We start from the raw sequence: 23,619 nt of genomic DNA on the forward strand, positions 1-23,619 counted from the left end.
CAGAGCTTATCGACGGCGCGTGCCAAGCGCGAACCGTTGACAGCCAACCGTGAGCCAACCCCGATGGAACGGGCATTGGTTCATCATTGCTCTCAACGGTTGATGACGCATAATCATTCTTGCGCGCGACAAAGCGCGGCACGGGAAAATGACAGCAGATCGGCCCGCACCCCTCCAGACGGAAGGTGCGGGCCGATTTGTGTGCGGAGAGCTTTTCTAACGCTGCTGGTCGAAGTAGCCGGGAGCGTCGTGCTGGTTGACCTTGCCGGTGCGTAAATACTCGACCACGATGTTGTCCACCGCCGTGTTACCGAGGGCGACGTGGCCGTGGCCCGGGCCGTGGACGGTGACAAGCTGCGAACCCATCTCGTTCTGGATCACGCCGCGGCCGGAGTACAGAGTCTGCGGATCCCCGGTCGCATTGATCTGCAGCGGGCGCGTCTTCAGGCCACCGCCGTTAAGCGGAATGCGCTTGGCCACAGGTGCAGCGCCGTTGCATGCGATGCCGCTGCCGATCAAGTCGTGCGCTGCGGCGAACACATCCTGCGAAATGTAGTTGGTCCAGATTGCGCGCGAAATCAGGGAATAGTCGGGCGGCGTGACGTTCTCATTGCACACCTGGATGAAGAGCAAGTTGAGGCGGGCGGCGTCCGCACCCATCATTTCATCAATCACCGGCTTGGGCGGGGCAGCCTCAGGCTCGAAGGTGCCGTTGGTCATCCGTGCCAGAGTGTCCCAGTCGCGGGGGGAGGGGATGCCCAGCTTCGTTTGCTGCAGAAGCTGGGAGTTGAACTGGGTCGCGCCGGGGGTGAGCATCCGGCTCACAACTCCCTCTGCCTCCACGCGTGCTTTGCCGGTGGCGGTGATGGCATCGGCGCCTGCCTGGCCGGCGAACTCCAACCCGGGCGGCAGATCGCCGACGCGGGCCGGCGGTGGCACGACCGTGGGATTGGTACCGGTCTCCTTGACGACCTTCGCGGACCAGTACTGATACGCCTTCAGCGGGGTGTCGCCCATGTGGTAGGTGGCGTCGTTGCGGGCCACGAAGTTGAAGTAATCGTGCAGGGCGCGCTCGTAGCCGCCCTTCTGATCGTTGAGGATCGTGTTCCACTGCTGGCTCGGGTTCATCGCGGAATCGAGAACGACCTTGTCGGTCTGCGCCGGGTACATGGTCGCGTACGCGGAACCGAGGTAGGTGCCGTAGGACAGGCCCATGATGGAGATCGTGTCGTAGCCGAGCGCGCGGCGAACCATCTCCCAGTCGCGGGCATTGTTCTCGGTGGTGACGCTCTCCGGCATGCCGGGGTTGCCCTTCTGGCACATACGGCGGGACATTGCACCGGCGTTGACCGTGCTTTCTACCTGGTTGCGCACCGCGTCGAGCTGGTTCGCGGGTGCGGCGGGCCCGCACTCCAGCGGAGTGGAGTGCTGCAGTCCGCGGGGCTGAACGGCCACCATGTCCCATTCGTTCCGGATCTCCTGCGGCCAGGAGAAGCCGACGGAGTTAGAGCCGACGTACGTGTAACCGTCGCCGCCCGGCCCGCCGGGGTTGCCGAAGAGGACCCCGCGCTTCGCCTCCGGCTGTGCGGCCGGCACGCGCACGAAGCCGACAGAGATCTGCGGGCTTTGCGGGTCGCCGTAGCGCATCGGCACCGGCACCTGTCCGCACTGGGCACCCGGGGCATCGACGGTGGCCGGGCATGGCTCCCACTTCACAGCCGGCGCCGGAGCGGGATCAGCCTGAGCAGTTGCGCCGCTGAACGGCGACGCGATCAAGGAGGCCGTCACGCCCATTGCCGCGAGAAGTGGCGCGGCACCCCTTTTCCGTTGTGTCGACGTCTTCGCGCGGAACCAAACGCAACCTCCTCGTACAGCCAGTTGAATAAGCATTGAACAATGAAAGTGAATTTAATAATACCCTGCGTGTGAGCTGGCTGCAGGGTGAAAAGAAAAGATAATCGGCCCGCATCTTCCGTTACTGGAAGAGCGGGCCGATGTGTTCCGAACGGCAGGAAAGCTGGTTCTTTGGCCTAGTCGACGATAAGCACGATCAAGTCGCGCGGGCCGTGAACGCCCTCGACGCGGACGAGCTCGATATCGGAGGTCGCCGACGGGCCGGAAATCAGCGTGCTGGGCAGCTCCGGGTCGAGCTCGGCGAACATCTCCGGGACACCGTAGACCACCGAGTCCATGTCCACGATGCACAGGTGGCGGTCGGGGACCAGGCTCAGTGCCCGGCGGCCGCACTTACCGGCGCCACCCTCGGACTGGAGACAGATGGTGCCGGTCTGAGCAGATGAAACGACAGAACCGGTGACCACAGCGTCGACGTCGTTAAGCTCGCGCGGGTCGACTGCGACATCGTCCGGCTGCGCGTTGCCTTCGAACGAGGAGAACAGCGCGGCGTCGAGACCCTGCGCGTAGCGGACCTCCTTGTCGCCGTGCTCGCGCAGGATGTCGACGATCGCGCCGCCGAGCTCGCCGGAGGAGACCGTCTTGACCTCCGCTTTGTAGTCGACGAGGCGGTCGATGAGCATCTCACGCAGCTCGTCGCGGTTCAGCGGCGACTCCGTGCGGTAGGTGTGCGCGTGCTCGACGCTGGCGGGGGAGTCGGCGAGCTTGTGCGCGTCGCGGATGCGGGCGAGGATGTCTTCCTTAGCGGTACCCATTACTTCTCGTCCTCCTTGCGGTTGTAGCGGGTCCAGGACTCGTCCGGGGCGGGTGTCTCCTCGGCGCCGCTGGTGCCGGACGCGTCAGGTGCCGCGTGGCCCTTGACGCCCTCCGCCTTGGCTTCGGCCATGAGGCGCTTGGCCTCGTCGGTCTCGAACCATTGGCGGAAGGACTTCTTCGGCGGAACCGCGACATCGCGGTACTCGGTCCAGCCGGAGATTGGAGGCGGCATCGTGCTGATGACCCCGTTGAAACCACCGAGGATGCGGCCCGCTGCGACCATGCGCACAGCCTTGTCCCAGAGCTTCGAGTGGCCCCAGACCTGGCCGATCGTCGAGAACATTGCGCCCTCGATCGCCGGGCGGTGGTTCTCCACCTTCTGGTGACGCATCTCCAGCAGGACGTCTGTGATCGGGATCTTGACGGGGCAGACCTCGTCGCAACGCCCGCACAGGGAGGAGGCGTACGGCAGCGACGCGGTGACGTCGTCCGCCGAGTCCATGCCGGCGAGCTGCGGGGTGAGGATCGCGCCGATCGGGCCCGGGTAGACCGAGCCGTAGGCGTGGCCGCCGGCGCGCTCGTAGACCGGGCAGACGTTGAGGCAGGCGGAGCAACGGATGCACTTGAGCGCCTCGCGGCCGATCTCGTTGGACAGGGCGGCGGTGCGGCCGTTGTCCACGAGCACGATGTGGAAGTCCTGCGGGCCGTCGTTCTCCGTCACACCCGACCAGATCGAGGTGTACGGGTTCATGCGCTCTCCTGTCGACGAACGCGGCAGCAGCTGCATAAAAACACCCAGATCCTCGTAGGACGGGAGAATCTTCTCGATGCCCATGACGGTGATCAGGGTCTCCGGCATGGTCAAGCACATGCGGCCGTTGCCCTCGGACTCGACGATGGAGACCGAGCCGGTCTCGGCGATGCCGAAGTTGCAGCCGGAGATGGCGACCTTGGCTTTCATGAACTGCTCGCGCAGGAACTTGCGGGACGCCTCGGCCAGCTCGGCCGGGTCCGCGGTCAGGTTGTCGCCCACACCTGGCATCTTCTCGGCGAAGATGTCGCGGATCTCAGCGCGGTTGCGGTGGATCGCGGGCACCACGATGTGGGACGGGAAGTCTTCGCCGAGCTGGACGATGAGCTCGGCCAGGTCCGTCTCGCGGGCGTTGATGCCGTTTTCCTCGAGGACGTCGTTGAGCGCGATCTCCTGGGTGAGCATCGACTTGATCTTCACGATGTCGGTCTCGCCGGTCTCCTTGACCAGATCAGTGATGATCTGCGAGGCCTCCTTGGCATCGCGCGCCCAGTGAACGTGGCCGCCGCGCTTGGTCACGTTCTCCTCGAACTGCTCGAGCAGCTCGGGCAGTCGCGCCATGGTGTCGTTCTTGATGGTGGAGCCGGCCTCGCGCAGGTCCTGCCAGTCATCGAGCTCGTCGACGACGCCCTGACGCTTCAGGCGGATCTGCGTCGTGGCGTAGTTCAGGTTGCGGCGCTGAGTCGAGTTGTTGAGCTCAGTCTTGGCGTTCTTCTGGAATTTGTCGTATTCGCGGAAGTGCCCCAGGTCTTCTGGTGCATGGGGCGGCATCGTCGGGTTACCGAGTCCGACCTTCACAGCATCTTCTCCTTCGTGTACGCGGCGGATTCCGGAGTCCACGGGTTCTCGCGGGTGGACGCGAGGATCTCAGCCATGTGGATCGCGCGGATGCCGGTGTACTGGCGGGACATTGCGCCGCCGATATTCATCAGGCAGGACGAGTCGCCGGCGGTGACGTACTCCGCTTGGGTGTCCTTGATGTGGCGCACCTTGTCGGAGACCATCGCGGCCGAGGTGTCGGCGTTCTTCACGGCGAAGGTGCCGCCGAAGCCGCAGCATTCCTCGACATTCTCCAGCTCCACGAGTTCCAGCCCGTCGACGGCCTTGAGCAGGTCCGTTGGGCGGTCGCCGACCATGATGAAGCGGCGGGAGTGGCAGGTGGAGTGGTAAGTGACGCGGTGCGGGAAGAATGCGCCCACGTCGTAGGTCCCCATGACGTCCACGATGAACTCGGAGAAGTCGAGAGTCTTCGCGGTGGTCTTCTTGGTGCCGGCGACGAGCTGCTTGGAGCCGTAGCGCTCGGCGATGCGGGTGTGCTGTTCGCGAACAGCACCGGTGCACGAACCAGAGGGAGTCACGACATAATCGATGGAATCGTCGGCGAATGCGTCGACGTAGTTTTCAAGCATGGGCACCGTCTCTTTCTGGTACCCGGTGTTGATGTGCATTTGGCCGCAGCAGGTTTGCTCCGGGGGGAAGACGACCTCGCATCCGAGTCGGGACAACACGATCGCTGCCGCCTTGTGCGCATCGGGGAACAGAGCGTCTCCGATGCACGTGGTGAATAGGGCTACGCGCACTGCTGGTTCCTTTCTGGGTAGGTTTTTGCCAGCTGCATGTAAGGCAGGATTTAGGTTACAGCCTTGTATGCGAGACGCTACCCCTAAAACACCTCCAGCGCCTAAGTGTTTATGGAACCACCGGCGCCAGCCCGCTGAGCAGGTTCGTTTGCAGGAAGATGAGGGTGCACACGGCGAGGAGGAACCCGAAGGACCACCCCACAACCTGTTTGAACAATTCGGACTCGCGGCCGTCCATATTCACCGATGTCGCGGCGATGGAGAGAGACTGCGGGGAGATCATCTTGCCCACGACACCACCAGTGGTGTTGGCTGCGAGCATGAGGTCCGGATTGAGATCCAGCGACTCGGCGGCGGTGACCTGGAGCTTGGCGAACAAGGCGTTTGCCGAGGTGTCCGAGCCGGTAACAGCCACGCCCACCCAGCCGAGCACCGGCGCGAAGAAGGCGAAGGCCGGGCCGAGGTTGGCGAAGAACGCGCCGATGGAGACGGTCTGGCTGGAGTAGTTCATCACATAGGCCAGTGCGAGGACGGTGGTGATGGTCACGGCGGACCACCGCATGCGGGAAGCGGTGCTCACGAATTCCTGGCCGACCTGGCGCCAGGTAAGTGCGTAGCGGCCGTTCTCGTTAAAGATCATGTAGAAAATAGCCACGATGATCCCGGAGATGACCAGCAGGCTGCCCGGGTTGTTCAGCAGTTGCAGCTTGTACTCGGTGCGCTGCATTTCCTCGCCGGTGGAGGTGAACATGTGGCCGGTGATGTACGGCCACGGGATGGCGATGTCGGTGGACTTCAGCCAGTTCGGGATGGTTGTGCCCAGGTTGGCCAAGCCGAAGATGAACACGACGACGGCGTAAGGGAACAGGGCCCACCAGACGCGGGAGCCGGTGAGTTCGTCCGCTTCCTCGACGTGGACTTCTTCGAGGCCGAGACGCTCGCGCAGGGCAGGGACACCGACCGGCTTCCAGAACTGCAGCAGGACGAATGCGGCGCCGAGAGCGACAATGCAGGCCACGACGTCGGTGAGCTGGTAGGCGAAGAAGTTGGACGTCGCCCACTGGGCGAGACCGAAGGACAGACCGAGCACAATGGAAGCGGGCGCGGTCTCGCGAATGCCTCGCCGCCGTCAATCAGAAACGCGATGATGAACGGCACGAAGAACGCCAGGAACGGTGTCTGGTGCCCGACAATGGCGGCGATGTTCGCGGTTTGTTCTGCGGTGCGGTCGCCGACGTCGCCGGCGGTGGTGATGGGGATGGCCACGGCGCCGAACGCCACGGGCGCGGTGTTCGCGATGAGCACGACGGACGCCGCACGCAGCGGTGGAATGCCCAGCGCGAGAATCATCGTCGCGGTGATGGCGACCGGGGCACCGAAGCCAGCGAGGGATTCAAGCAGGCCTCCGAAGCAGAAGGAAATGAGCATGGCTTGGATGCGCACATCGCCGTTGCCCATCTTGTCGAAGACGAGCCGCAGATCTTCGAAGCGGCCGGAGGCTACCGTGATCTGGTAGAACCAGATCGCCGTGAGGATCACGAAGACGATGGGGATAAGGCCGTAGACACCGCCGCGGAAGACCGACGAAATGGCCATCACGATCGGCATGTTGAATCCGAAGATGCCCACGATGAGCGCCACCAGCAGTGCGGCGGCGCCGGCCGTGTGCGCCCGGGCTTTCAGCCCAAGCAGCAACACAAAGAACGTCACCAGCGGGAGGGTGGATAGCAAAGCGGATAGGGCGAGGCTGCCTGCCACTGCATCCGGCTGAATCTGATAGGTCATGAGTCGGCGAATCTTTCTCGTCGGCGTGGGAAGAAGAGACGGCGCTTTACGGCGCCCTCCAATTTGTTCCGGGAAATTATGACACAGGATGCGCTCCGCCTTAGAACGCATTCTGAAGGAGAGAGGGGGCTGCTCTACACTTTCACCACATGACCCCAGCTGACCTTGCCGCCACTGTTAGAACCGCGACGTTGGAGGCACTCGCCGGACGCGAGCTGCCGGACGGCGCGGATGCCGAATCGATCGTTCCCGCCAGCGTCACCGTCGAGCGCCCGCGCAACCCCGAGCACGGCGATTACGCCACGAATGTCGCCCTCCAGGTCGCCAAGAAAGCAGGGATGAATCCGCGCGAGCTCGCACAGCTGCTTGCCGACGCCCTATCGTCCCTCCCCGAGATCGACTCCGCCGAGATCGCCGGCCCCGGCTTCATCAACCTCAGGTTGGGGGCAGCTGCCACTGGCAGCATTGTTTCCGACATCGTCGAAAAGGGGCCGTCTTTCGGTGCATCTGAAGAATATGCGGACGCGAAAATCAACCTCGAGTTCGTCTCCGCGAACCCGACGGGCCCGATCCACTTGGGCGGCACCCGTTGGGCTGCCGTGGGCGATTCGCTGGGCCGTGTGCTGGAATTCTCAGGCGCTGAGGTGACCCGCGAGTACTACTTCAACGATCACGGCGGCCAGATCGACCGCTTCGCCCGCTCCCTGGTCGCCGCAGCGAAGAATGAGCCGACGCCCGAGGACGGTTACGGCGGGGAATACATCGGGGAGATCGCGCGTGCGGTCGTCGATAAGCGCCCTGATGCTCTTGGCGGCACTGACGCCGAGGTGCAGGAAACCTTCCGCGCTGAAGGCGTGGAAATGATGTTCGCGCAGATCAAGGAGTCGTTGCACGAGTTCGGCGTGGATTTCGACGTGTATTTCCACGAGAATTCCCTGTTCGACTCCGGTGCGGTGGACCGTTCGATCCAGACGCTGAAGGACAACGGCAATCTCTACGAGGCTGACGGCGCGTGGTGGCTGCGCTCCACCGATTTCGGCGACGACAAGGACCGCGTGGTGATCAAGTCCGACGGCGACGCCGCGTACATCGCCGGCGATATCGCGTACGTGGCCGATAAATTCGACCGCGGCCACACTCTTGCCATCTACATGCTGGGTGCTGACCACCACGGCTACATCGCGCGTCTGCGCGCCGCCGCCCAGGCCTTGGGCTACGACCCGGACGCCGTCGAGGTGCTCATCGGGCAGATGGTCAACCTCGTGCGCGACGGCAAGCCGGTGAAGATGTCGAAGCGCGCCGGGACCGTGATCACGCTCGACGACCTGGTGGACCTGATCGGCCGCGACGCCGCGCGCTACTCGCTGGTGCGTTCGTCCGTGGACTCGACCCTGGACATCGACCTCGACCTGTGGGAGAAGCAGTCCAACGACAACCCCGTCTACTACGTCCAGTACGGCCACACGCGCCTCGCGTCGATCGAGCGCAAGGCCGCTGAGGCCGGCGTCACCGCCGACGCCGCCGACCTGTCGCTGCTGACCCACGAGAAGGAAGGCGACCTGATCCGCACCCTCGGCGAGTTCCCGGCTGTGGTCAAGGCCGCCGCTGAGCTGCGCGAGCCGCACCGCATCGCTCGCTACGCCGAGGAGCTAGCCAGCGTCTTCCACAAGTTCTACGACTCCTGCCAGATCCTGCCGAAGGCCGGCGAGACCCCGGAGCCGATCCACGCCGCGCGTCTGGCGCTCGCTTCTGCGTCGCGTCAGGTGCTTGCGAACGCCCTGCACCTTTTGGGCATCACCGCGCCGGAAAGGATGTAATTCATGCTCGATCCCGTGTTGAACACGGCAAATCTCTCGCGCGACGATCTGTTGCGCATGCGCCACAACGAGGCAGGCTGCTTCAACGACCTGCCCGCGCACGTGTGGCCGCGCAATGCGCAGCGTCACGACGACGGCACCGTGTCTATCGCTGATGTGTCTTTGACTGACATCGCCGCTGAATACGGCACTCCCGTCATGGTCGTCGACGAGGACGATTTCCGCTCGCGCTGCCGCGACATGGCCCGCGCCTACGGCGACCCCGCGCACGTGCACTACGCGGCGAAGGCGTTCTTGACGTCCCGCATTGCGAAGTGGGTGGCCGAGGAAGGCCTCGCCCTTGATGTCGCCAGCGAGAACGAGCTGCTGATCGCCCTGGCCGCCGATTTTCCGACGGAACGCATCACCGCCCACGGCAATAGCAAGTCCGATTCCTTCCTGCGCCGCTGTGTGACCAGCGGTGTCGGCCACGTGGTCATCGACTCGCACCAGGAACTCGAGGCGCTCGAGCGCATCGCCGAGGAAGAGGGCGTGGTCCAGGACGTGTTCATCCGCGTCAAGCCGGGTGTTGAGGCGCACACGCATGAGTTCATCGCCACCAGCCACGAGGACCAGAAATTCGGACTGTCGCTCGCCTCCGGCTCGGCGTTCCTCGCTGCTGAGACCGCCCATGCCGCGGCGAATGTGCGCCTGACCGGCCTGCACTGCCACGTCGGCTCCCAGGTCTTCGATGCGGAAGGCTTCAAGCTCGCCGCCTCGCGCGTGCTGGGCCTCTACTCGAAGATCTACCGCGAACTCGGCGTGGAGTTGGAATACCTCGACCTAGGCGGCGGTTACGGCATCGCCTACACCGTCGAGGAAGAGCCGCTCAACGTGGAAGCTGTCGCGCGCGACCTGCTGCGCGCCGTGCGCGAAGCGGCGGGGGATCTGGAGCTGACCCCGCCGAAGGTCATCGTGGAACCCGGCCGCGCGATCGCGGGCCCCGCGGCCGTCACCGTCTACTCCGTGGGAACCGTCAAAGACGTCCACGTGACCGATGACGCCACCCGCCGCTACATCGCCGTCGACGGCGGAATGAGCGATAATATTCGCACCGCGCTTTACGGTGCCGAATACGACGCACGCGTTGTCAACCGCAACACTGAAGGTGCCCCGCACGCGACGCGTCTGGTCGGATCGCACTGCGAATCCGGCGACATTCTGATCAATAATGCGCTCTGGCCTGACGATATCGGCCCCGGCGACCTCATCGCTCTTGCCGCCACCGGCGCCTACTGCTTCTCCATGGCGTCCAACTACAACTGCTTCGGCCGCCCCGCCGTGGTCAGTGTCCGCGACGGGAAAGCCACGCCGATGGTGCGCCGCGAGACGGTCGAGGACATACTCGCGCGGGAGGTTTTTGTAGACTCGTAGGCCGTTGCTGTCCACCCCTCAACATAGGAGAACCATGACTGCGCTGAGCGCCGAAGGAAGGAACGGAAACTACCCTGGCAAGGGCATCGGGCAACCCGTGGGGGTTGCAGTCCTCGGTATGGGTACCGTCGGCACCGAGGTTCTGCGACTGATCAACGAGTTCTCCGGCAGCCTGGAAAACCGCATCGGCGGCCCGATCGACGTCCGCGGCGTGGCCGTGTCCGACCTGAGCAAGAAGCGCGAGGTCCTGGAGAAATTCCCGGACATCACGCTCACCGATAACGCGCGCGAGCTCATCGACCGCGACGACATCGACGTCGTCGTCGAGGTCATCGGCGGCATCGACTACCCGCGCGAGCTCGTGCTCGCCGCGCTCAATGCCGGCAAGTCTGTGGTCACCGCCAACAAGGCGCTCATCGCCGCGCACGCCGACGAGCTTTCCGACGCAGCCAACGCCGCAGGCGTCGACCTCTACTACGAGGCCGCCGTGGCCGCCGCGATCCCCGTCGTGGGCATGCTGCGCCGCTCCCTGGCCGGCGACCAGGTCCAGCGCATCTCCGGCATTGTCAACGGCACCACCAACTTCGTGCTCGACGCGATGGCGTCCACCGGCGCGAGCTACGAAGAAGCCCTCGCTGAGGCCACCCGCCTGGGTTACGCCGAGGCGGACCCGACCGCTGACGTTGAGGGCCACGACGCCGCCTCCAAGGCCGCGATCATGGCGTCGATGGGCTTCCACTCCCGCGTCACCTATGACGATGTGCACGCTGAGGGCATCACCAATATCACTGCCGACGACATCGCCGCCGCGGCGGAAGCCGGCTTCACTATCAAGTTGCTCGCCATTTGCGAGAGGCTTATCGACGATGTCGGCAACACCTCCGTTTCCGCCCGCGTCCACCCGACGCTGGTGCCGAATGACCACCCGCTGGCGACCGTCGATAAGTCCTATAACGCTGTCTTCGTCGAAGCTGAGGCTGCTGGCCGCCTGATGTTCTACGGCAACGGTGCCGGCGGTGCGCCGACCGCATCCGCTGTGCTCGGGGACCTGGTCGGCGCCGCCCGCAACAAGATCCTCGGCGGCCGTGCGCCGGCTGAGAACCCGTACGCGCACTACCCGGTCGCCGACTTCGGCGACGTGCCGACGCGTTACCACATCGACATGTCCGTCGTGGACCGCGCGGGCGTGCTGGCTGAGATCTCCCGCCGCTTCGCAGCGCAGGACATCTCCATTTCCGCCGTGCGCCAGGAGGAGTCCGGCGAGCATTCCCGCCTGATCGTGGTCACACACCAGTCGCTCGAGCGCAAGCTCGCCGCGATTGTCGACGAGCTGCGTGACATCGACGAGGTCAAGTCCATCAACTCCGTCATCCGGTTGGGCGCGTAAACGATGGCCATCGATCTTGAGGTGGGGCTGCGCGCCCGCGTGACGGTTCCCGGCAGCTCTGCGAATCTGGGCCCCGGGTTCGACACCCTCGGTCTTGCCGTAGGGATCTACGACACCGTCGAAGTCGAGGTAACCTCGTCCGGCCTCGAGGTGGAGGTCGTCGGCGAGGGCGCCGACGACCTGCCGCGTGATTCCTCCCACCTCGTGGTCAAGGCCATCAACTCGGGCCTACACGCCGCGGACGTCCACGTCCCGGGGCTGAAGGTGACCTGCCACAACAACATCCCGCAGTCGCGCGGCCTCGGCTCGTCCGCGGCCGCTGCTGTTGCTGGTGTCGTTGCCGCAAACACCCTCGCCGGTGACCCGTTGAGCACCGACGAAGTCATCCAGCTCAGCTCTGCCTTCGAGGGCCACCCGGACAACGCCGCCGCCAGCGTCGTCGGTGGGGCAGTGGTGTCCTGGACCGACATTCCCGTCGACGGCGTCTCGCAGCCCGAGTACCGCGCCGTGCCTCTGACCGTGCACAAGGACATCAAGGCCACCGCGCTGGTGCCCGACTTCCACGCGTCGACGAATGCCGTGCGCAAGGTCCTGCCGTCGCATGTCACGCACACCGATGCCCGCTTCAACGTCTCCCGCACCGCCGTCATGACCGTCGCGATCCAGACCCACCCGCAATTCCTGTGGGAGGGCACTCGCGACCGCCTGCACCAGCCGTACCGCGCCGACGTCCTGCCCGTGACCGCCGAGTGGATTAACCGCCTGCGCAACCGCGGCTACGCCGCCTACCTTTCCGGCGCCGGCCCGACCGCAATGGTGCTGTCCACCGAACCCGTCGACCCGAAAATCCTCGATTCCGCGCGTGACGACGGCCTGCGCGTCCTCGAGCTCGACGTCGCCGGCCCCATCACCGCTGAACTACTTCGTGTGTAAAACAACTAGGTAACGAAGCAGTCCCCACGTTCAGCCGAGCCAACCAAGCCAGCCTGGCCCACAAGGTCAGCCTGGCCAGTACGGCCCAGGCGTCCCGAACGGGCCGGAGAATCCGTACGGACCAAACAACCCGAACGGCCCGGGCGCTAGCCCCTACGCGTAGAAGCGGGGCGGAAGCGGCTGCACTATGCGATGTGCACTATGCGGTGTCCACTATGCGATCTGCATAACCCCAGGTCGCGGTTCACTGGAATCAGGCATCGCATAGTGCAGACAGCATAGGGGACACCAAAGCCAGCAAAGTCAGACTGTCTGGAAACAGACGAAGCCGCCCCGTGCCCAGGGAGACTGGGGCGGGGCGGTTTTAGGCATCGTTAGGCGAAAAGCAGCTTAGTGCTTGGCCTCATACTTGACAGGCTCGGGCAGGCCGCGTTCCTCGCGGACGCGGCGGGAGATGCGCTCGAGCGCGATGAGAGACTCGACGACCATCTCCGGGGTGACCGGGAACGGCATGTTGTGAATGGTCTCTTCCTCGGCGGTGGCGGCCTTGGCCACGGCCTCGAGCTCGGCGGTGTCGTCGGGGGTGAGGCCGACCTCGGTCAGCGTGTTCGGCAGGCCGACCTTGGTGGTGAACTCGATGAAGTCCTCGAGCTCCTGGGCGTCGGCACCCTCCATGATGAGCTGGGCGCAGGTACCGATGTTGACCTTCTGGCCGTGGGACAGGCCGTGGGTCTGCTCAGCGGCGGTCAGGCCGTCGTGAATGGCGTGGGCCGCGGCGAGGCCGCCCGACTCGAAGCCCAGGCCGGAGAGCAGTGTGTTGGCCTCGACGACTGCCTCGAGAGCCGGGGTGACAACGCCGGCACGAACAGCGTCAAGTGCTGCGAGACCGTGCTCCCACAGGATGTCCCAGCTCAGCTTGGCCAGTGCGGCACCAGCGCGGGTCGGGTGGCCGCCGTTCATCGTGGTGCCGTTGCCCTTGGCTGCGGCGCGAGCCTCGACCCACGTGGCCAGGGCATCGCCGATGCCGGCGACGAGGAACTGCTCCGGTGCGCCCGCGACGAGCTGGGTGTCGATGAGGACTACGTCCGGGTTCTTCGGGTAGAAGCGGTACTCGTCGAACGCGCCGTCCTCGGTGTAGATCACCGCGAGGGTGGATGTCGGCGCGTCGGAGGACGCGGCGGTGGGCACGCTCGCCCACACGATGTCGGCGTCGAAACCGGCGGCCTTTGCTGCGTCGATGGCGGAACCGCCACCGATGCCGACGATGATGTCGTGGTCGTTCTCCTTGATCTTCTCCACGAGGCCGTCGACGGCCTTCGCGGTCGCGAACTTCTCGAAGCTCACGCGGTTGACGGGAAGACCTGCGGATTCGAAGCCTTCAGTAAGCTGCTTTTCGACGATCCCCCACACCGTGTCGTCCGACACGAGCAGCGGGTTCTCACCGAGCTTCTTCAGGTGCTCGCCCAGATCGGCGATAGCACCCTTGCCTTGGATATAGCGGGACGGGGAAGAGAAAATGTCGTGTTGTGCCATGGCCCCAAGCGTACGCCAATCTCGCGACATGCGTTTTTGCCGTATGAAGGGAGGCTAGTCGGCTGAAGGGGCCTTCGAGCCTGTGCCCTCGGTATCGGCGGTTTCCTCGGCGTTGCGGGTGCCGGGGCCGGGGAGGGCGATGATGTCGAACTCGTCCCGGGCGAGGTGCTTGCGCAGGTCCACCTTGTCGAATTTGCCCACGGACGTCTTGTCGATCGACCCCACGAACGCCCAGTACTCCGGCGCCATCCACGTGGGTAGCGCGTTGGCGAGGTCCTTGCGGAGCTTCTTGGCCACATCGACCGTAGGGGTGACGTCGGCGTGCAGGACAGTGATGGCTAGGGGGCGCTCGCCCCACTTCTTGTCGGGGTAGCCGATGACGGCGCACTCGACGACCTCGTCGGACTCCATGATCAAGTTTTCCACCTGGGCGGAGTAGATCCACTCGCCGCCGGAGCGGATGACGTCGCGTGAGCGGTCGTAGAGTGTCATGAAGCCGTCGGAGGTCACGGTGCCCACGTCGCCGGTGCGCAGCCAGCCGGATTCGGTGAAGGAGTCGTCGGAGGTGGGGATGGGCTGGCCGCGGAACGTCGATACGCGTTCAGACGCCTCGGGGTTCTCCGGCCAGTAGTACGAGCCGATGACCATGTTGCCGCGGACGTGGATCTCGCCGTCGTTGCGGTCGGTGCGGGACACGACGCCACCGTCGTGGACGACGCGGTACTCGAGCCACGGCGCGAAGCGGCCCTGGGATATGCGGTACGCCCAGCGGCGCTCGCCCGATGCGCCCGACGGCGGACGCGCCACGGTGCCCACGGTGGAAGTCTCCGTCATGCCCCACACGTGGATGATGTCCACACCGTAGCGTTCCTCCCACACCTTGATCAGCGCAGGCGGGGCGGGGGAGCCGCCGACGTAGATCTCCGTCAGCGACATGCGCTCCGGCGGATTGTGCAGGTAGTGCACCATCAGCTGGATCCACAAGGTGGGCACGCCGTGCGCCACGCGCGGGTGGGTGCCGGCGATCAGCTTCGCCAGGGTCGGCGCGGACACGTCCGAATCCGGCAGCACTAGGGGAGTGCCCGCCAAAAACGCGCTGAACGGCACGTTCCAGCTCAGCACGTGGTAGATCGGGATGCAGCACAGAAACGACTCGCCGTGCGTGATCGCCAGCGAGTCCGTGGCGCGCAGACTCATCGCCGTCAACCACAGCGACCGGTGAGAGTACGCGATGCCCTTCGGCGGGCCGCTCGTCGCGGTGGAATAGCAGATCGCCGCGGCAGTGTTCTCGGGGAGCTCGGGCCAGGGGTAGAGGGTGGACGAGCCGTCGAGAAGCGACTCGTACGAGAAAACCTCGACCTCGTCCGGGACCGCGGCGCGCTCGGCGCTCAAATCTGTCAGCCCCGTGAAACACACGGCACGCACCGTCGGGCACGACTGCACAATGCGGCCCACCTTCGGTGCGAGACGCGGATCCGCGATGAGCACCTCGACTTCCGCGTGGTTCACGATGTAGGCGATCTGGTCCTCCATCAACTGCAGGTTCAGCGGCACGAATACCGAGCCCTTCGCCGACGCCGCGAACATCACCTCGAGGTGCTCCGCGCAGTTGTACATCAACGTGCCCACGCGCTGGTCCCCGTCGATGCCCAGGTGGTCCTCCAACGCATGCGCGAACGCCGCCGCGCGTGCACCGACCGCCGCGAACGTCGTCTCCTCCGCCTCGCCGTTGCGCCACGTGGTCACCTTCGTGGTCCCGTGCACCGACGCCCCGTACTCGAGAATGCGGCCGACCGAAAACGGCACTTCCTGCATGGTGGAAAGCATGCAGCTCACTCTACCGTGGGCTGTTTCGTGCGGGTTGGTGAACCGCATTGTGCGCCCGTCCGCTACACTGTCGGACAAGATCGTGAGCTGAGGCGCTTCTCGCCTCCAGATTCCGCCCATGCCTTTAGATTTTCAGCATGCAGCGCGACTCCGATCTAGCGTGCACCACCTCCGCCCCTTCAATATTGCGGGCTTTGAGCGCCTGTCGGCCGAGAGTGGGGACAACCGCGTGAAAACACAGCGTCGCACGAATATGACGAAAGGACATCCGTGACCGAAACGGGTAACGCCACGAGCCAGGACCTCGCATCGCTGAAGCTTCCGGAGCTGCGCAAGATCGCCGCCGAAAAAGGCCTGCGCGGCACGTCCGCCCTGCGCAAGGGCGAGCTGATCCAAGCCATCACCACGGGCACCGTCCCGCAGCGCGCACGTCAGCGCGCCAGCGAGCAAGCAGCCGTCGAAAACGCCGGTGCCGAGAACGCCGGTGCCGAGTCCTCCAAGGGCGACGAGAAGAAGAGCGAAAAGAAGGACGACAACACAGGCGACGAGCAGCGCTACGAGTCCCGCTCGGCCGCCCGCCGCGCGCGCCGCAACCGCGCCAAGCACGAACAGAAGCTTGACGACGCCTCCGCTGGCCCCGACAACCGCGACGACCAGTCCGGCCGCGGCAGCGACGACAAGGGCGAGCGCGGCGACAACCGCGACGAGCGGGACGACCGCGACGGGGACGACCGCAACAATGACCGCGGCGACCGCAACAACCGCGACGACCGCAACAACCGTGGCGGCAACCGCGGCAACCGCGGCGGCGGAAACAACCGCGACAACAACCATGACAGCGGAAACGGAAACGGCGGCGGGGGCCGTCGCGGGCGCCGCAACCGCCGGAACCGCCGCAACCGCGACAACCACAACGGCGGCGGCAACAACCAGAACAACCACAACAACGGCCAGGACCTGGATCCGGAGGAGCTGCAGGAGGTCGCGGGCATCGTCGACATCGTCGATAACAACGCGGCGTTCGTACGCACGACGGGGTACCGGGCGAACCAGGCGGACGTGTTCATCAACAACAACCTGGTGCGCCGCTGCGGCCTGCGCTCGGGCGACGCGGTGATCGGCCAGGTCCGCGCGAACGGCCAGGGTCACACGCACGGCAACGGCCGCAACCGCCACCGCTACAACCAGTTGGTACGCGTGGACACGGTCAACGGGATGACGGTGGACGAGGCGAAGCAGCGCGCGGAATTCCACAAGCTCACCCCGCTGTACCCGAACCAGCGCCTGCGCCTGGAAACGGAGCCGAATATCCTGACCACGCGCGTGATCGACCTGGTCATGCCGATCGGCAAGGGCCAGCGCGCGCTGATCGTCTCCCCGCCGAAGGCAGGCAAGACGACGATCCTGCAGAACATCGCCAACGCGATCGCGCACAATAACCCGGAGTGCTACCTCATGGTCGTGCTTGTCGACGAGCGCCCAGAGGAAGTCACCGACATGCAGCGCTCCGTCAAGGGTGAGGTCATCGCCTCCACCTTCGACCGTCCGCCGAGCGAGCACACAGCCGTGGCGGAGCTGGCGATCGAGCGTGCGAAGCGCCTCGTCGAGATGGGCCAGGACGTTGTGGTCCTGCTCGATTCCATCACCCGTCTCGGCCGCGCGTACAACAACTCCTCGCCGGCGTCGGGCCGCATCCTGTCCGGCGGCGTCGACTCCAACGCGCTGTACCCGCCGAAGCGCTTCCTGGGAGCCGCCCGCAATATCGAGGAGGGCGGCTCGCTGACCATCATCGCGACCGCCATGGTGGAGACCGGTTCGGCCGGTGACACCGTCATCTTCGAGGAGTTCAAGGGCACCGGCAACGCCGAACTCAAGCTCGACCGCAAGATCGCGGAGCGCCGCGTCTTCCCGGCCGTGGACGTCAACCCGTCCGGCACTCGCAAGGACGAGCTGCTCATGAGCCCGGAGGAGACCCGCATCATGCACAAGCTGCGCCGCATCCTCTCCGCGCTCGATCCGCAGCAGTCAATCGACATGCTCATCAAGCAGCTGAAGAAGACGAAGAACAACGGCGAATTCCTCGTTGGCGTGGCGCAATCCGCACCGATGGCGGCAGACCAGGAGACGGAGGACTACCAGTAATGACAGAGAAATCGCAGGTTTCGCTTGTCGACGACTACGTCTCCGAGTACCAGGGCATCCAAGCCCAGATGAGTGACCCGGAAGTGGTCGGCGACCAGGATCTGTTCCGCAAGCTGTCGAAGCGCTACGCGCAACTGCAGCCGATCATCAACGTCAATAACGACCTGAACCAGGCGCGCGAGGACCACGAGGCAGCAGCTGAGATGGCAAGCGAGGACAAGGAATTCGCGGAAGAGGCCACGCGCCTCGAAGGCGAGATCGTCCGTCTGGAAGAAGAGCTCGCCGACCTGCTCGCCCCGCGCGACGAGCACGATGCCGACGACGTGATCATGGAAATCAAGGCCGGTGCCGGCGGCGAGGAAGCCGCGCTGTTCGCCGGCGACCTGGCCCGCATGTACCAGAAGTACGCCGAAAAGCACGGTCTCGGCTGGGACATCCTCGACGTCGCCGAGTCGGACCTGGGCGGCGTCAAGGACATGACGGTGTCGGTCACCATGAAGAACCCGTCGCGCGACGGCGCGTGGTCGATGCTCAAATTCGAGGGCGGAGTCCACCGCGTGCAGCGCATTCCGGTGACGGAATCGCAGGGCCGCATCCAGACGTCGGCAGCTGGCGTGTACGTCTTCCCGGAGACCGAGGAAGTCGGCGATGTCGAGATCGACGAGAAGGACATCCGCGTCGACGTGTACCGCTCCTCGGGCAAGGGCGGCCAGGGCGTCAACACGACGGACTCGGCCGTGCGCATCACGCACCTTCCCACCGGCATCATCGTGACCTGCCAGAAGGAGCGTTCGCAGATCCAGAACCGCGCGCGTGCGATGCAGGTTCTCCAGGCGCGCCTCGAGCAGATCGAGCGCGAAAAGGCCGAAGCGGAGGCCGCGGAGGGCCGCGCGTCCCAGGTCCGCACGATGGACCGTTCCGAGCGAATCCGCACCTACAACTGGCCGGAGAACCGCATCTCGGATCACCGCATCGGGTTCAAGGCGAACAACCTCGATTCGGTGCTTGACGGCAACATGGACGACCTGATCACGGCGCTCCAGGCCCACGAGCGCCAGGAGCGACTTGAAGCAGAGTAGCCTGCGCGCGGCAATCGCGGACGCAACGCAATCGCTTATCGACGCCGGCGTTGCCTCCCCCCGCGTCGACTCCCGCCTCATCGCCGCCCACCTTCTCGGCGTGCCCCCGACCCAGCTCGTTCTGGCTGAGCCGGGGGTGGGATTCTTCGACGACTACGCAGCACTTATTGCCCGCCGAGCACAGCGCGAGCCGCTGCAGCACATCATCGGGACCGCTCCGTTCGGCGCCCACGACCTGAAAGTCGGCCCGGGTGTGTTCATTCCGCGCCCGGAAACCGAGGTGCTCGCCGAGTGGGCGGTGGGGCAGAAGCCGACCGGCACCGTCGTTGACCTGGGTACCGGTTCCGGCGCGTTGGCCGTCTACATTGCCGAGCGCGCGAAGCTCGAACTCGTCATCGGTGTGGAGAAATCCCACGTCGCCGCAGCGGCTGCCCGCGACAACGCAGCAGCGTTCCCGAATGTGCGGATCATTGAGGGCGACATGACCGACCCGGACCTGCTTGCCGATCTCTCCGGCACCGTCGACCTCATCGTCGCCAACCCTCCCTACGTCCCGTTCGTTCCGGAGGAGTCCGGCGAGCTCGAGCCGGAGGTCTACCGCGATCCCCTCGACGCAGTCTTTTCCGGCGACGACGGCATGGATGCCATCCGCGGCCTCATTCCCGTCGTCGCGCGGCTTCTGGCACCGGGCGGAAAACTCGGCATCGAGCACGACGATTCCACCGCCGTGCTCACCCGAGAACTGGTCGAAGCGAACGGATCATTCACCGATGTCGGCAACATGCCCGACCTGACGGGACGCGACCGTTTTGTCACGGCGAGTAAGATTTCGAGCAACTGACCGCGTCAATCATTGAAGGAGCATCTCGATGCCTAGCAGAATCTACGACTGCCTCGACCCCCAGGGGCGCACAGACGGCATTGACGCTGCCGCGAAGGCTGTCCGGGCGGGGCAGTGCGTGGTGATGCCGACCGACACGGTCTACGGGATCGGGGCGGACGCGTTCAATCCGGATGCCGTCGCAAAGCTTCTTGCCACGAAGCGGCGTGGTCCGGACATGCCCGTTCCTGTGCTCGTGGGATCGTGGACTACGATCCAGGGGCTCGTGCGCGAGTTCACCGATACCGCGAAGACCCTCGTGGAGGCGTTCTGGCCCGGCGGGCTGTCGCTCGTCGTGCCCGAGGCGCCGTCGCTGCCGTGGAACCTCGGCGACACCCGCGGCACCGTCCTGTTGCGCATGCCGCTGCAGTCCGTGGCGATCGAGCTGCTCCGCGAGGTCGGCCCGATGGCTGTCTCCAGCGCCAATATCTCCGGGCAGGCGCCGCCCGTGTCCGCTGTCGGCGCGCGCGACCAGTTTGGTGAAGCGGTGCAGACCTACCTCGACGGGGGGACGTCCCAGGTGGGCACCCCGTCGACCATCCTGGACATTTCCGGGCCTACGCCGGTGATTCTGCGCGAAGGCGCCGTCACGCCGCAGCAGATTGGTGAGGTCTTGAACCTTGACCCCGAAGAACTGAGGCGGAAAGACAGGTAGATCCACCATGACCGGATCAGGTGTTCCGCTCCGGGAGCTGGGGCTGGTCATCCTCGTTGCCGCGGTTCTGAGCTATCTCGCGACAGGCCCCATCCGCTCCCTGCTCGTGCGCACCGGCCGCATCGCCGAAATCCGCGAGCGCGACGTGCACACCCAGCCGACCCCGAGCCTCGGCGGCGTCGCCATGTTCACCGGCTTCCTGTCCGCCGTGTATCTCGCAATGCAGCTGCCAGCGCTCACCCGCGGCTTCGCCCCCGTCACTCCAGAGATGACGGCCGTGGTGATCGGGGCGTTCCTCATCGTCGTCGTCGGCATTATCGACGACCTTTACGAGCTCGGCGCCCTCTCCAAGTTCTTCGGCCAAGTCGTCGCGGCCGTGACCATGTCAGTCATGGGCCTGACCTTCAACGTCTTCTATCTTCCGTTCGACGGCGGGACGACACTGGTCCTTGACCAGACACAGGGCATTGTGGTGTCGTCGCTGATCATTGTGATGCTCATCAACGCCTTCAACTTTGTCGACGGCATCGACGGGCTCGCCGCCGGGCTCGGCATGATCTCGGGCGCCGCGATCCTGGTGTTCTCCCTGACCGTGCTCCACGACCAGGGCGGCGCCGTCTCGGCGTACCCGCCCGCGATCATTTGCGCGGCGGTGGTAGGCATGTGCGCCGGCTTCCTCCCGCACAATTACGAGCCCGCGCGCATCTTCATGGGGGATTCGGGCGCCATGCTAATCGGGCTGTTGCTGGCTGCCGCGTCGATCTCCGCGTCCGGCAAGATCAATATGTCGCTCTACGGCACCGCCGACTTCGTGGCGTTGATCAGCCCCTTCATCGTCGTCGTGGCGGCGGTGGCGCTCCCGGTGGTCGACCTCGTCATGGCCGTTTTCCGCCGCGTTTCCCAGGGCAAGAGCCCGTTCGCCGCCGACCGGCAGCACATCCATCACCGGTTGCTTGCGCTCGGGCACACACACCGGCGCACCGTGCTGGTGCTGTACATATGGGTCTCCGCGATCGCGTTCGGCGCAGTGAGCTTCTCCGTCATCCCGCCGCGCTACGCCGCGGGCCTGCTCATCGCCGCGATCCTCCTCGCGGCCGGGGCCACCGCTGTGCCCGCGATGAAGGGGAAGATCGGGCCCGCCCGGTAGCATGAGCGATTGTGAATGCAGAAGCTAAAGACGTCCCCGAGTACGAAGACCCCCAAGCGCCGCTCAAGCGCGCCCTGAAACTGGGCACCGGGGCGCTTGTCGCCCTCACGATCGTCTCCCTTGCAGCCTGGGGCGCCGCGCGCGATCTGCCCGGCATCTGGGGGGTGCTCCTCGGCGCCGCCATCGGCGGCAGCTTCGTCCTTCTTACCGTCGTCTCGGTGCTGGCCACGGCGAACACCACGCCGTCAACGACCATGGCCGTCGTGCTCGGTAGCTGGCTGGTCAAGCTATTAGTCTTGATTGGCCTTCTCATGTGGCTGCGCACCATGGATTTCTACGACACGCCAGCCCTCGCGGTCACCATGATCGCCGCACTCGTCGTGGTGCTCGCCACCGAAGTGTGGGGAATCATGACGACGCAGGCGATGTACGTGGGGTAGCAGGGGAGACGTCGATAAGCGTGCCTTGCCCCCTGTGACTCAGCTAACAGGCCCCTGAATGGTGCCCGCACCTGCTCATACGCGGATCCTGAATAAACCCCCGCGACAACCTCCCCCCAACGTGCCCGATTCGGCACATCTGCTGATAGGCTGTTCGCGGGTTAGAAGAGGAGAGCTACGCCATATTTGGGGTAACCACCTCTATAAGTCCCCTGCACCGCGGTAGCTGATGTGCGACGGAGTCCGCCGCGGAAGGCAGAAATGAAGACGTCCATCGCACCGCACTTCCAAAAAGTGCGGCCCGAGAACGGGAGAGAACGCTGAGCGTTACAACTTTGGCCATGAGGGGCAGCTTCCACGCACCCGAATTGGACCCAGAATTTTTCCCGGGGCAATACTACGGCCACATCATCGGGGAAGACTTCCTCGGTGGTTGGTTCGCGCTGGATCGCATCATGATCGTCCGCCTGTTCATGGCGGCCGTCCTGATCATCCTTTTCCTGCTGGCCTTCCGGAAACCGCAGCTGGTTCCCAAGGGTCTGCAGAACTTCGGTGAGCTCGCAGTGGACTTCGTCCGGGTGCAGATCGCCGAAGACATCTTGGGCAAGAAAGAAGGCCGCCGATTCTTGCCGGTAATCGCGACCATCTTCTTCACGGTCCTCTTCATGAACGTTGCCACGATCATTCCGGGGTTGAACATCTCGCCGAGCTCGCGAATCGGTCTTCCGATCGTGCTCGCGCTGGTGGGCTACATCACGATGATCTACGCAGGCGCATCGCGCTACGGATTCGGCAAATACGTGAAGCACTCGCTCGTGATCCCCAACTTGCCACCCGTGCTCCACCTCCTGGTGGTGCCGATCGAGTTCTTCTCGACATTCATTCTGCGTCCGGTCACCCTGGCTCTTCGTCTCATGGCGAACTTCCTGGCCGGCCACATCATTCTCGTCCTGCTGTACTCCGCCACGAACTTCTTCTTCTGGCAGCTCAACGGCTGGACGGCGATGAGCGGTCTCACACTGGTCGCAGCGGTCCTGTTCACCCTGTACGAGTTGATTGTCATCTTCCTGCAGGCGTACATCTTCGCCCTTCTGGTCGCGGTGTACATCGAACTGTCGCTGCACGCAGATTCGCACTAGTCAGGCGCGAACTGACAAATGGTCAACTGAATAACCCCACTCACCTCGTCATCGCCCGGGCCGCAGACGGCACGGGCACCAAGAAAGGGAACGACTTTCCATGAACGACATCATCCTTGCGCAGGCAGCAGAAGCTACTGAGTACACCGGTCTCGGCGCCATCGGCTACGGCATCGCCACCATCGGCCCGGGCCTGGGCATCGGCATCCTCGTCGGCAAGACCGTCGAGGGCATGGCACGTCAGCCGGAGATGGCTGGCCAGCTGCGCACCACGATGTTCCTTGGTATCGCCTTCGTTGAGGCTCTTGCCCTGATCGGCCTCGTCGCCGGCTTCCTGTTCTAAAAGAACACGCACATTAACTCGTAAACCTTTTAGTACAG

18 protein-coding genes and 1 pseudogene are annotated in these 23,619 nt (G+C 64.8%); 12 read left to right on the top strand and 7 right to left on the bottom strand.

Going from position 1 to position 23,619, the window contains the following annotated elements; all coding sequences use genetic code 11:
* Positions 1–216: 216 nt before the first annotated feature.
* From CAPP_RS04760 to CAPP_RS04780, 5 genes and pseudogenes are all read right to left on the bottom strand, one after another.
* Positions 217–1,794, bottom strand: a complete 1,578-nt coding sequence (locus CAPP_RS04760) for an alpha/beta fold hydrolase (protein WP_076598371.1) — start codon at positions 1,792–1,794, stop codon at positions 217–219.
* Between the two features lie 236 nt (positions 1,795–2,030).
* On the bottom strand, positions 2,031–2,669 hold the full coding sequence (locus tag CAPP_RS04765) for a LutC/YkgG family protein (protein ID WP_076598372.1): 639 nt from the start codon (positions 2,667–2,669) through the stop codon (positions 2,031–2,033).
* Entirely contained in the window at positions 2,669–4,252 is a 1,584-nt protein-coding gene (locus CAPP_RS04770; RefSeq protein WP_076598599.1) for a LutB/LldF family L-lactate oxidation iron-sulfur protein, read from the bottom strand. The genes CAPP_RS04765 and CAPP_RS04770 overlap by 1 nt, the downstream gene beginning before the upstream one ends.
* A gap of 23 nt (positions 4,253–4,275) precedes the next feature.
* Positions 4,276–5,061, bottom strand: a complete 786-nt coding sequence (locus CAPP_RS04775) for a (Fe-S)-binding protein (RefSeq protein ID WP_076598373.1) — start codon at positions 5,059–5,061, stop codon at positions 4,276–4,278.
* Between the two features lie 109 nt (positions 5,062–5,170).
* Positions 5,171–6,846, bottom strand: a pseudogene (locus CAPP_RS04780) (L-lactate permease).
* A gap of 149 nt (positions 6,847–6,995) precedes the next feature.
* On the opposite strand from CAPP_RS04780, the gene argS reads away from it, so the two are divergent.
* Genes argS through thrB form a run of 4 tightly spaced genes read left to right on the top strand, consistent with a single transcriptional unit; the run spans position 6,996 to position 12,396 of the window.
* Complete coding sequence (gene argS / locus CAPP_RS04785) at positions 6,996–8,663, top strand: arginine--tRNA ligase (RefSeq protein ID WP_076598374.1); 1,668 nt, start codon at positions 6,996–6,998, stop codon at positions 8,661–8,663.
* Positions 8,664–8,720: 57 nt separating this feature from the next.
* Positions 8,721–10,076, top strand: coding sequence for a diaminopimelate decarboxylase (gene lysA / locus CAPP_RS04790; protein WP_076598600.1), 1,356 nt, complete (start codon positions 8,721–8,723; stop codon positions 10,074–10,076).
* A 34-nt stretch (positions 10,077–10,110) separates the two neighbouring features.
* On the top strand, positions 10,111–11,463 hold the full coding sequence (locus tag CAPP_RS04795; protein ID WP_200803252.1) for a homoserine dehydrogenase: 1,353 nt from the start codon (positions 10,111–10,113) through the stop codon (positions 11,461–11,463).
* Positions 11,464–11,466: 3 nt separating this feature from the next.
* A complete protein-coding gene (gene thrB / locus CAPP_RS04800; protein ID WP_076598375.1) occupies positions 11,467–12,396 on the top strand; it encodes a homoserine kinase in 930 nt (309 codons plus the stop codon).
* A 390-nt stretch (positions 12,397–12,786) separates the two neighbouring features.
* Here thrB and CAPP_RS04805 read toward each other — a convergent pair whose 3' ends face one another.
* Both CAPP_RS04805 and CAPP_RS04810 read right to left on the bottom strand, forming a co-directional pair.
* Complete coding sequence (locus CAPP_RS04805) at positions 12,787–13,929, bottom strand: glycerol dehydrogenase (protein WP_076598376.1); 1,143 nt, start codon at positions 13,927–13,929, stop codon at positions 12,787–12,789.
* A 54-nt stretch (positions 13,930–13,983) separates the two neighbouring features.
* Positions 13,984–15,756: a long-chain fatty-acid--CoA ligase gene (locus CAPP_RS04810; RefSeq protein WP_076598377.1), complete on the bottom strand. Its 1,773-nt coding sequence runs from the start codon at positions 15,754–15,756 to the stop codon at positions 13,984–13,986.
* A gap of 270 nt (positions 15,757–16,026) precedes the next feature.
* Here CAPP_RS04810 and rho point away from each other — a divergent pair, with 270 nt between their 5' ends.
* The 8 genes from rho to CAPP_RS04850 all read left to right on the top strand — a co-directional run bounded on the left by rho (position 16,027) and on the right by CAPP_RS04850 (position 23,581).
* Positions 16,027–17,898, top strand: coding sequence for a transcription termination factor Rho (gene rho, locus CAPP_RS04815; RefSeq protein ID WP_076598378.1), 1,872 nt, complete (start codon positions 16,027–16,029; stop codon positions 17,896–17,898).
* Positions 17,898–18,977, top strand: a complete 1,080-nt coding sequence (gene prfA / locus CAPP_RS04820; protein ID WP_076598379.1) for a peptide chain release factor 1 — start codon at positions 17,898–17,900, stop codon at positions 18,975–18,977. The genes rho and prfA overlap by 1 nt, the downstream gene beginning before the upstream one ends.
* Entirely contained in the window at positions 18,964–19,818 is an 855-nt protein-coding gene (locus CAPP_RS04825) for a N5-glutamine methyltransferase family protein (protein WP_076598380.1), read from the top strand. The genes prfA and CAPP_RS04825 overlap by 14 nt, the downstream gene beginning before the upstream one ends.
* A 28-nt stretch (positions 19,819–19,846) precedes the next feature.
* Positions 19,847–20,512 carry an L-threonylcarbamoyladenylate synthase gene (locus CAPP_RS04830; RefSeq protein WP_076598381.1) on the top strand — a complete coding sequence of 222 codons (666 nt, stop codon included), beginning with the start codon at positions 19,847–19,849 and terminating at the stop codon, positions 20,510–20,512.
* 7 nt (positions 20,513–20,519) lie between these two features.
* A complete protein-coding gene (locus CAPP_RS04835; protein WP_076598382.1) occupies positions 20,520–21,659 on the top strand; it encodes a glycosyltransferase family 4 protein in 1,140 nt (379 codons plus the stop codon).
* An 8-nt stretch (positions 21,660–21,667) separates the two neighbouring features.
* Positions 21,668–22,099 carry a Cg1360 family ATP-synthase-associated protein gene (locus CAPP_RS04840; protein WP_076598383.1) on the top strand — a complete coding sequence of 144 codons (432 nt, stop codon included), beginning with the start codon at positions 21,668–21,670 and terminating at the stop codon, positions 22,097–22,099.
* Positions 22,100–22,440: 341 nt separating this feature from the next.
* Positions 22,441–23,238 carry a F0F1 ATP synthase subunit A gene (gene atpB, locus CAPP_RS04845; RefSeq protein ID WP_076598384.1) on the top strand — a complete coding sequence of 266 codons (798 nt, stop codon included), beginning with the start codon at positions 22,441–22,443 and terminating at the stop codon, positions 23,236–23,238.
* 100 nt (positions 23,239–23,338) lie between these two features.
* Positions 23,339–23,581: an ATP synthase F0 subunit C gene (locus CAPP_RS04850; RefSeq protein WP_076598385.1), complete on the top strand. Its 243-nt coding sequence runs from the start codon at positions 23,339–23,341 to the stop codon at positions 23,579–23,581.
* Positions 23,582–23,619: the final 38 nt, after the last annotated feature.

It is taken from the genome of Corynebacterium appendicis CIP 107643 (assembly GCF_030408415.1).
Classification (GTDB): Bacteria; Actinomycetota; Actinomycetes; order Mycobacteriales; family Mycobacteriaceae; genus Corynebacterium; species Corynebacterium appendicis.

Excerpts from the sequence above, each read along its gene's own strand:
- CAPP_RS04760 (WP_076598371.1), bottom strand. The coding sequence starts at position 1,794 with ATGGGCGTGACGGCCTCCTTGATCGCGTCGCCGTTCAGCGGCGCAACT.
- CAPP_RS04765 (WP_076598372.1), bottom strand. The coding sequence starts at position 2,669 with ATGGGTACCGCTAAGGAAGACATCCTCGCCCGCATCCGCGACGCGCAC.
- CAPP_RS04770 (WP_076598599.1), bottom strand. The coding sequence starts at position 4,252 with ATGCCGCCCCATGCACCAGAAGACCTGGGGCACTTCCGCGAATACGAC.
- argS (WP_076598374.1), top strand. The coding sequence starts at position 6,996 with ATGACCCCAGCTGACCTTGCCGCCACTGTTAGAACCGCGACGTTGGAG.
- lysA (WP_076598600.1), top strand. The coding sequence starts at position 8,721 with ATGCGCCACAACGAGGCAGGCTGCTTCAACGACCTGCCCGCGCACGTG.
- CAPP_RS04795 (WP_200803252.1), top strand. The coding sequence starts at position 10,111 with ATGACTGCGCTGAGCGCCGAAGGAAGGAACGGAAACTACCCTGGCAAG.
- thrB (WP_076598375.1), top strand. The coding sequence starts at position 11,467 with ATGGCCATCGATCTTGAGGTGGGGCTGCGCGCCCGCGTGACGGTTCCC.
- CAPP_RS04805 (WP_076598376.1), bottom strand. The coding sequence starts at position 13,929 with ATGGCACAACACGACATTTTCTCTTCCCCGTCCCGCTATATCCAAGGC.
- CAPP_RS04810 (WP_076598377.1), bottom strand. The coding sequence starts at position 15,756 with ATGCTTTCCACCATGCAGGAAGTGCCGTTTTCGGTCGGCCGCATTCTC.
- prfA (WP_076598379.1), top strand. The coding sequence starts at position 17,898 with ATGACAGAGAAATCGCAGGTTTCGCTTGTCGACGACTACGTCTCCGAG.
- CAPP_RS04830 (WP_076598381.1), top strand. The coding sequence starts at position 19,847 with ATGCCTAGCAGAATCTACGACTGCCTCGACCCCCAGGGGCGCACAGAC.
- CAPP_RS04835 (WP_076598382.1), top strand. The coding sequence starts at position 20,520 with ATGACCGGATCAGGTGTTCCGCTCCGGGAGCTGGGGCTGGTCATCCTC.
- atpB (WP_076598384.1), top strand. The coding sequence starts at position 22,441 with ATGAGGGGCAGCTTCCACGCACCCGAATTGGACCCAGAATTTTTCCCG.
- CAPP_RS04850 (WP_076598385.1), top strand. The coding sequence starts at position 23,339 with ATGAACGACATCATCCTTGCGCAGGCAGCAGAAGCTACTGAGTACACC.